This is a genomic window from Streptomyces sp. NPDC020362, assembly GCF_040642095.1.
Classification (GTDB): Bacteria; Actinomycetota; Actinomycetes; order Streptomycetales; family Streptomycetaceae; genus Streptomyces.
Map to the genome: position 1 here is coordinate 1 of NZ_JBFAET010000306.1, position 7,050 is coordinate 7,050.

Genomic DNA, 7,050 nt, shown 5'->3' on the forward strand with positions numbered 1-7,050 from the left:
TGGCGGGCCGCCCGCGCCACCGTGGCCGCGGACGCCTTCGCGGCCACCGACCCGGACCTGCCGATGTGGGCGTGGGGCGCCGACCAGCACGCCCGGTTCTGGGCACGCCGGATGCTCTTCGAGACCCTGGTGCACCGGGTCGACGCAGAGTTCGCCCTCGGCCTGCGGCCCGTTATCGACCGCTCGGTCGCGGTCGACGGGATCGACGAGTTCCTCGAGAATCTGCCGTTCGCCGCCTTCTTCGCCCCCACGGTGGCCGACCTGCGCGGTCCCGACCGGACCATCCGGTTCCGCGCGAGCGACGGGGACGAGGCCTGGCTCGTCCGCCTGCGGCCCGACGGCTTCGGGCTCGAGACGGCCCACCCGGCCACGGACACCGCCGACGCGACCGTGCGGGGAACCGCGGCCGACCTGCTCCTGCTCGTGTACGGCCGCCTCCGGTACACGGCGGAGAACCTTGCCCACGAAGGGGACGAACAGCTGCTGGCCCACTGGTTCGCCCACTCCGCCTTCTGAGGATCCGAGAGGGGATCACCGAGTGCGGATGCCGGAGAATGCCCGCATGATCGAAGGCATCCGTACAGAGAACGCCCCGTTCGTGCGCTTTCCCGACGGCACGGAGCCACCGCTGTCCCAGGCCATCAGGGTCGGTGACCTTGTTCTCACCTCCGGGCAGGGGCCACTCGACCCTGTCACCCACCGGATACCGGACGGCTTCGCCGACCAGGTACGGCAGGTCCTGGACAACCTGGTCGCGGTCGTCACCGCGGCCGGCAGCCGGAAGGACCTGATCGTCAAGTGCACCTGCTACCTCACTGACAGGCGCGACTTCACGACGTTCAACAGCGTGTACCAGGAGTTCTTCGCGGACTGCCCGCTGCTGCCGGCCCGGACTACGGTCGTCACGCACCTCGTGCGCGACGGTGTACGCGTCGAGATCGACGCGGTCGCCGCCCTCGCCGTCGTGGAGCGGTAGGCGGGCGCCCGCTCCGGGCTCCCTCACCGCTGCCGCGTGGCCCCGCCGCCCGGACGGTGGCCGCACAGCGAGACGCCCCACCGTCGGCGCGGCAGTCGCTGTCGCCCGGTGTCGGTGTGCGCCCGTGCGCCCCTGTGTCGGCATCCCGGCACAGAGGGGTCCCGACATGATGGAGGGACAAGAGTCTCCTGTGAGGAGGAGTACGGCATGGCCGGGTCGGGCTCGGGCGGTTGCGAGGGCGTGGCAGGCGGCAAGGCGCGGTTCGACGACATCTACGACCGGCCGGACCCCCGTGCCTACTTCAGTCGGCTGGCGCCGTTGGACTACGAGATTCCGCACCACGCACAACCGGTCCTCCGGCAGGCCGCCACCGAGCGGGCCGCGCTCGAGGACGGCGTGCCGGGCACACCGGTGGTGCTGGACCTGTGCTGCTCCTACGGGATCAACGCCGCACTGCTCAATCACGACGTGACGCTGGCGGAGATGTACGAGCGGTACACCTCCCGAACCGCTCGGAGCATGTCGACCGCGGAACTCGCCTCCTGGGACAAGGAGTTCTACGCCGCACGGCGCCGAGCGGACACGATGCCGGTGATCGGCCTGGACGTCTCGGTGCCCGCCGTGCACTACGCACGGGCAGCCGGGCTCCTCGACGCCGCCTACACCGACGATCTGGAACAGGGGCCGCCCGGTGCCCGGCTGACGCGTGCGCTCGCGGACGTCGGCCTCATCACGCTGACCGGCGGCGGCAGCTACGTCACGGCCCGAACCTTCGCAGCGCTGCTGGACCGCGTCCGACGACCGGTGTGGGTGAGCGCGTTCGTGCTGCGGACCGTGTCGTACGACGCGATCGAGCGGACGCTGGCCGCGCACGGCCTGCGCACGACCGCCGACGCCTCCCGTACCTACCCACAGCGGCTCTTCACCGACGAACGGGAACGGCAGTACGCGATCGCAGCGGTACGGTCACTGGGCGGCGACCCCACCGGCCGCGAGGAAGCCGGTCGTTTCCACAGCGTGTGCTACGAGTCCCGCCCCGATCCGTCGACCTAGCCACAGGGGCGGAAGCCGTCGGCCTGCCGTCCGCGCCGGGCGGGCGTCACCCTCCGCGGCGCCTACGTAGGCGCCGCACGTGGTTTCACGGATGTGCCCCGCTCGGTGCGGGGGACAGACTTGCGTCGCGCCGGCCCGGGCGCTTGGCCCGGTCGGCCGGGTGGAAGCCCACAGGGAACACATGTCCGCGCCGAACGGGACGTCCAAGCGCTTCGCGTCATCGAGAGCGGGACGGTCAGGCCCCGGCTCCCAGACCGAGGCGTGTCATGAGGCTCGCCAGGGCCGAGCGGGACGGCAGGGACGCCTTGCGGTAGATGGAGGAGAGGTGGGTCTCGACGGTGCGCCGGCTGAGGTGGAGCCGGGCGGCTATGTCCTGGTTGCTCAGGCCCTGCGCCACCAGCTCCGCCACCTCTCTTTCCCGACTGGTCAGTTCGGCCAGTTCCGCCGGGATCTCGCTCACCTCCGCCATGACCTGAGGGCGGATCAACTCCGCCAGGTCCACCAGCAGGCGTGCGCCCCCGGCGTCGGCGATCCGGTGGGCGCGCTGCCACATCGCGACGGCACGAGCGCGCTGACCGGTGCGCTGCACCAGCGGCGCGGCACGCAGCAGGCAGTACGCCTCCCACAGGGACTGGCCGCAGCGGGTGTATTCCTCGGTGGCCGTGTCCAGGAGGCGTACGGCCTTGGCGAGGTCGCCGCGGTGCTCGGCCAGTGCCGCCTCGGCCCGCAGTGCGGCGGCGCGCTGACCGCCGAGGGCCAGCCGGTTCGCCTCGCGCACCGCCTGCGTGGCCCAGCGTCCGGCCTGGTCGACGTCCCCGGTGGCGAGGGCGGCACCCACGAGGGTGTCCAACTGGCCCGGCCTGATGGAGGGTTGCAGCAGCGACAGGTCCCGGCCGCCACCAGCGGTCACGATGGCCTGCTGGGCGCGATGCGGGTCGCCGCTCGCATGGGCCGCGTGGCCGAGCATGCACCAGGCGAGCGCGGCCCACCACCCCTTGCTGCCACCCGCTGCAGCGACCGCTTCCTCGCCGGTGGCCAGGGCGCCTGCGTCCCCGAACGGGCGGCTCAGCAGGAGGACGAGTGTCTTGATGGCGAGCGTGAACGCCAGGAGTTCGCTGCTGCCGGCCGCGCGGGCGACGGACTCGGCCTCCTCGGCCGACTCCAGTGCGGACGGCAGCCGGCAGGTGTGCAGGCACAGGAACGCACGGCAGGTCAGCAGATGGGGCAGGACGTGGAGTTGTCCGCTGCGGCGGGCGATGTCCAGGCCGCGGATCAGGTGTCGTTCGGCGTCGGCGTACCGCTCCAGCAGCGCTTCCGCCCAGGCCAGCCACACCAGCGCCTCGCACAGCCCGGCGAGGTCCGGATCGGTCAGCGCGTCGGTGAGGGCGCGGGCGGAGTCGGCGAACCCCGTGGCAGCTTCGGTCCGGCCCTCGTACGCCTCGCCCAGGGCCGCGAGCGCCACGGCGGCTGCCTCGCCCGTGGCGTCGTCGTCGGAGCGGGCCACCGCGATGGCCTCGGCGACCTCCGGGCGCGCCTGCGGGTAGGACGCCGTCAGCAGTGCGGACATGCCCAGGGCCAGCCGCAGGGAGACCGCCTGGGCGGGGGACGGGCCGGGCGAACGGGACAGCTCCCGGCGCAGCAGGGCGGTGGCCTCGGGGGAGTGGCCGAGATGCCGCTCCATCACGGCGCACTGGGCGACGGCCTGCGTCCGCAGCTCCGGATGGTCCTTGCCCGCCGACTCGATCAGGGTGTGCAGCAGGTTGCGGCTCTCCCGGAGACTGCCGCTGACGCCGAGCGCCCGCGCTCGCGCGAGAAGGAGTTCGCCCCGTCGCCGTTCATGGTCGGGTGTCTTCGGCATGCGGTCGAGGACGACGCCGAGCAGGTGGGCGGCGGAGGCCGGCGCGGTGGACGCCAGCTGAGCGGCGGCCTCGCAGAGCACCCGGGCGGACCGGGGATCCCAGCCGGTCAGCGACCGTTCGACGTGATGGGCCTGCTCGGCGGGCGAGGCGCCTTCGCGGGCCAGCGCCCGTGCGGCCCGGTGATGGAGCGCGACCCGCACGCCGGGCGAGGTGTTCTCGTAGACCAGGGCACGCACCAGCGGGTGGCGCAGTACCCACGGGCCGCCCGGTCCCGCACGCAGCACGTCGCGGCGTGCCAGAGCGGAGGTCTGCACCTCCACCTCCGTGACGGGAAGCCCGGTCGTGGCGGTCAGCATGGTGCTCGTGGCGTGGTCGCCGAGCGCCGCCACGGCTTCGGCGATGCGCATCTGCGGTTCGCTCAGTGCGGTCAGCTCGTCGAGCAGCAGCGCGGCGAGCCCGCTGGGCACGCCGACCGCGTCGGTCCCGTCGGTGCGGGCGGTGATGCCGTGCAGCGGCGCGCCGTTGCGGTAGGCGTGGACAAGCGCGATCAGATACAGGGGGTTGCCCTCGCTGGCGGCGTACAGGCGCCGGGCGTCGTCGCGGGGCACGTCCGAGGCCAGCGTCGGCAGGGAGTCCTGCTCCGGCAGGGGCGCCAGGGTGAGGTGGAGCACGGCTCCGCCGTCGGCGCCCCGCGCCAGTGCCGCCGTCAGGGGTGTCGGAGTCTGGCGGGCCCGCCGGGCCACGACCAGGAGGACCGGGCCGCGCGCGGGGTGGCGGATCAGATGGTCCACGAGCTCCCGGGAGGCGGGGTCGGCCCAGTGCAGATCGTCGATGGCCAGGACCAGCCCTCGTGCACCTCGTGCACCGAGGCGAGTGAGGAGCGCGGCGACGTCGCGGTGAAGTCCGAAGCGGCCGGCGGCGCCGTTCGACGCCCCCTCGGAGGCGTCCCGGATGGTCTGCAGCACCGCGCCGTCCGTGGCCACCGCGGCATCCACGGCCGGCAGGAGGTGGTCGGCGTCGGCGAGCGCGTCGGCGAACGCCTGGAAGGGCACGTGCTGTTCGTACTCCGTGGCGCGGCCGCGCAGCATCGTGAATCCGGCCCGCCGGGCCCGGGCACACACCTCGTCGAGCAACCGGCTCTTTCCGATGCCGGGTTCACCGGCGAGGTCGACGACCGCGGGGGCGCCCGGCCGGCCCACCTCGGCGAGCAGGGCGTCCAGCCGCGCGAGTTCCGCCGATCTGCCCACCAGGTGCCCCATACCCATACCGATACCCATGCCCACGCCCCGCCGTCCGCCGCTCCCCGTCTCCACCGGTAACTCTAAGGTCCTGCACCGACAGCCGGGTGCCGCGGCATGCCTGGCGCGGGCCCTTGCACGTGCGGGCCTCCCCTGCGCCCGGCGGCAGGCACGTACAGCCGCTACGTGATTTCCCCGATGCCGGTCGCCCGGGCGTGCGGCAGCATCGTCCCCCGCCCTCCCGGACGGCTCGCGCGCGGACGGCGCAGGGCGGGGACCGGTGCGGCGCAGAAGAAGGAGAAGCGTGTGACGACAGCACGGGGCGACGACTCCCGGCTCGGCGACCCGGCGGGGGACACCGACGTGCCCTGGGTCTCGGTCAGGCCCGACAGCGCGACCATCAGGGGACCGCTGCTCAAGGGTGCGCCCCTCATTGCGATCGGGGCGCTGCGCATCGGCCTGCTGATGGCCAAGGGGCGCGGCACGTCGGAGGGTTCGGGGACGACCGGTCTGGTGATCGGAGTGCTGGCGGTGGCCGTGCCCATGCTCGGGGTCGGTGCGCTGTGCGCGCTGCGCTGGGCCAACGCTGGCATCGTTCTGGAGGACGGCGTCCTGACGGTACGCAACCGCTGGAACCGCAAGGTGCTGCACGCCCCGGTGTCCGACCTGACCGGGGTCCACACGGTCAGGGCACCGATCGACGGCCCCCACCAGAGCCGGATCGTCCTCACGTCCAAGACCGGCGGGCCTGTCCTCATCGATCCCCGACTCTGGGACGCCGCTGCCCTGCGCGACCTGTGGCGCCACCTGCACCTGCCCCATCAGGACCATGGATTCCTCACGTGGCCTGTCCTGAAGAGGACCTTTCCGGGGATCCGCACGCCGTGGCGGCACGTGCACATCGTCCAGTTCGCCCTGCTCGCCGTGCTCGGATCCATCGCCTACGTCGCACTGATCGTGAACCTGCCCTTCCTGCTGTGACCGGCTGGAACGCGGACTCGTCCATGGACACGGCCTTGTTCCCCGTGCTTCTGCGGCGGCCACGACCGAGCGGACTCCCCGCAACTCCTCCGGTTCGCGGGCTGGTCGCCGTCGGGGACGGTGGGGTTCGGCCCGTACAGGGCGGGTTCCGCACCGGCGCCGTGGGCGAGACGGTTGATCACGGCATCGACGGGGCCGAGGCGCCGGAGCGGGGACGGGCGTCCACGTGGGCCGCGGCCGGACTACGTGGCGGATCACGGGGTTTCACGGAGGCGCCGCGAAGGGCGATCGGGTCAGAGTCGTGAGTGTTCCTGTTCTTCGGCCGGTCCTGTCCGCAGGGCCCGGGCAGCGTATGCAAGGGGGTGGGCGGTGAGGCTGGTGATCGCACGTGTCCTGAGGGCAGTTGTCCGTCCCGAGGCCGAGGCCGACGCCCGGTTCCGGGACGTCCTCTGGCCCGCGTCCTTCCCGGCCTCGCCCCGGGCCCGCATCCCCGCGCACGCGCTGGCCGCGCTCGTGGTCCTCACCGCGGTGTGTCTGGCGTTCCAGGGCTTCTACTGGGCCGACGACCCCGAGGTCGGCCGGTATCGCGCGGCAGACCTGCGGTCCGGGCGGAACTGATCGCCGTGCCGCTGCTGTTGATGGGCTGGGCGCTGGCCGGTGCCCTGCGCTCCTGGCGCGTGGTGCCGTACCGGCTGCTGGCCGTCCTGGCCTGGACTGCGTCGTTGCTCGCGACCCCGTTGTTGCTGCTGCTGACCGGACCGCCGAACGACCCGTGCACCGCGAACGCGCCGGTGGATCCGCTCTCGGGGAGTGTGCTGCCCCTGAGCCTGCTGGCGGCGCTGGTCGCCGGATCGTCGGCCGGGTGGATCGCGTGGGTCCTCACGCGTCGGCGGGCGTGGCCCGTGGCGCTGTACACGGTGTGGCTCGCCACGGTCGCCGCCAC

General features: G+C 73.1%; 7 protein-coding genes. 6 read left to right on the top strand and 1 reads right to left on the bottom strand.

What is annotated here, in order from left to right; translation table 11 throughout:
• The 3 genes from AB0H32_RS45320 to AB0H32_RS45330 form a co-directional block, all read left to right on the top strand.
• A partial coding sequence (locus AB0H32_RS45320; RefSeq protein ID WP_361134596.1) for a maleylpyruvate isomerase family mycothiol-dependent enzyme occupies positions 1-516 on the top strand: 516 nt, incomplete at its 5' end.
• 46 nt (positions 517-562) lie between these two features.
• Positions 563-976, top strand: coding sequence for a RidA family protein (locus AB0H32_RS45325; RefSeq protein ID WP_361134599.1), 414 nt, complete (start codon positions 563-565; stop codon positions 974-976).
• Between the two features lie 207 nt (positions 977-1,183).
• Positions 1,184-2,029, top strand: coding sequence for a hypothetical protein (locus AB0H32_RS45330; protein WP_361134602.1), 846 nt, complete (start codon positions 1,184-1,186; stop codon positions 2,027-2,029).
• A 235-nt stretch (positions 2,030-2,264) separates the two neighbouring features.
• On the opposite strand, the gene AB0H32_RS45335 is transcribed toward AB0H32_RS45330, so the two are convergent.
• Positions 2,265-5,165 (bottom strand): AAA family ATPase, encoded by a 2,901-nt coding sequence (locus AB0H32_RS45335; RefSeq protein ID WP_361134605.1) that lies wholly within the window; start codon positions 5,163-5,165, stop codon positions 2,265-2,267.
• Between the two features lie 267 nt (positions 5,166-5,432).
• On the opposite strand from AB0H32_RS45335, the gene AB0H32_RS45340 reads away from it, so the two are divergent.
• The 3 genes from AB0H32_RS45340 to AB0H32_RS45350 form a co-directional block, all read left to right on the top strand.
• A complete protein-coding gene (locus tag AB0H32_RS45340) occupies positions 5,433-6,107 on the top strand; it encodes a hypothetical protein (RefSeq protein ID WP_361134608.1) in 675 nt (224 codons plus the stop codon).
• Between the two features lie 378 nt (positions 6,108-6,485).
• On the top strand, positions 6,486-6,725 hold the full coding sequence (locus tag AB0H32_RS45345) for a hypothetical protein (RefSeq protein WP_361134610.1): 240 nt from the start codon (positions 6,486-6,488) through the stop codon (positions 6,723-6,725).
• A gap of 5 nt (positions 6,726-6,730) precedes the next feature.
• Positions 6,731-7,050 (top strand): hypothetical protein (locus AB0H32_RS45350; RefSeq protein ID WP_361134613.1); only part of this gene is annotated, 320 nt, incomplete at its 3' end.

Excerpts from the sequence above, each read along its gene's own strand:
- AB0H32_RS45325 (WP_361134599.1), top strand. The coding sequence starts at position 563 with ATGATCGAAGGCATCCGTACAGAGAACGCCCCGTTCGTGCGCTTTCCC.
- AB0H32_RS45330 (WP_361134602.1), top strand. The coding sequence starts at position 1,184 with ATGGCCGGGTCGGGCTCGGGCGGTTGCGAGGGCGTGGCAGGCGGCAAG.
- AB0H32_RS45335 (WP_361134605.1), bottom strand. The coding sequence starts at position 5,165 with ATGGGTATCGGTATGGGTATGGGGCACCTGGTGGGCAGATCGGCGGAA.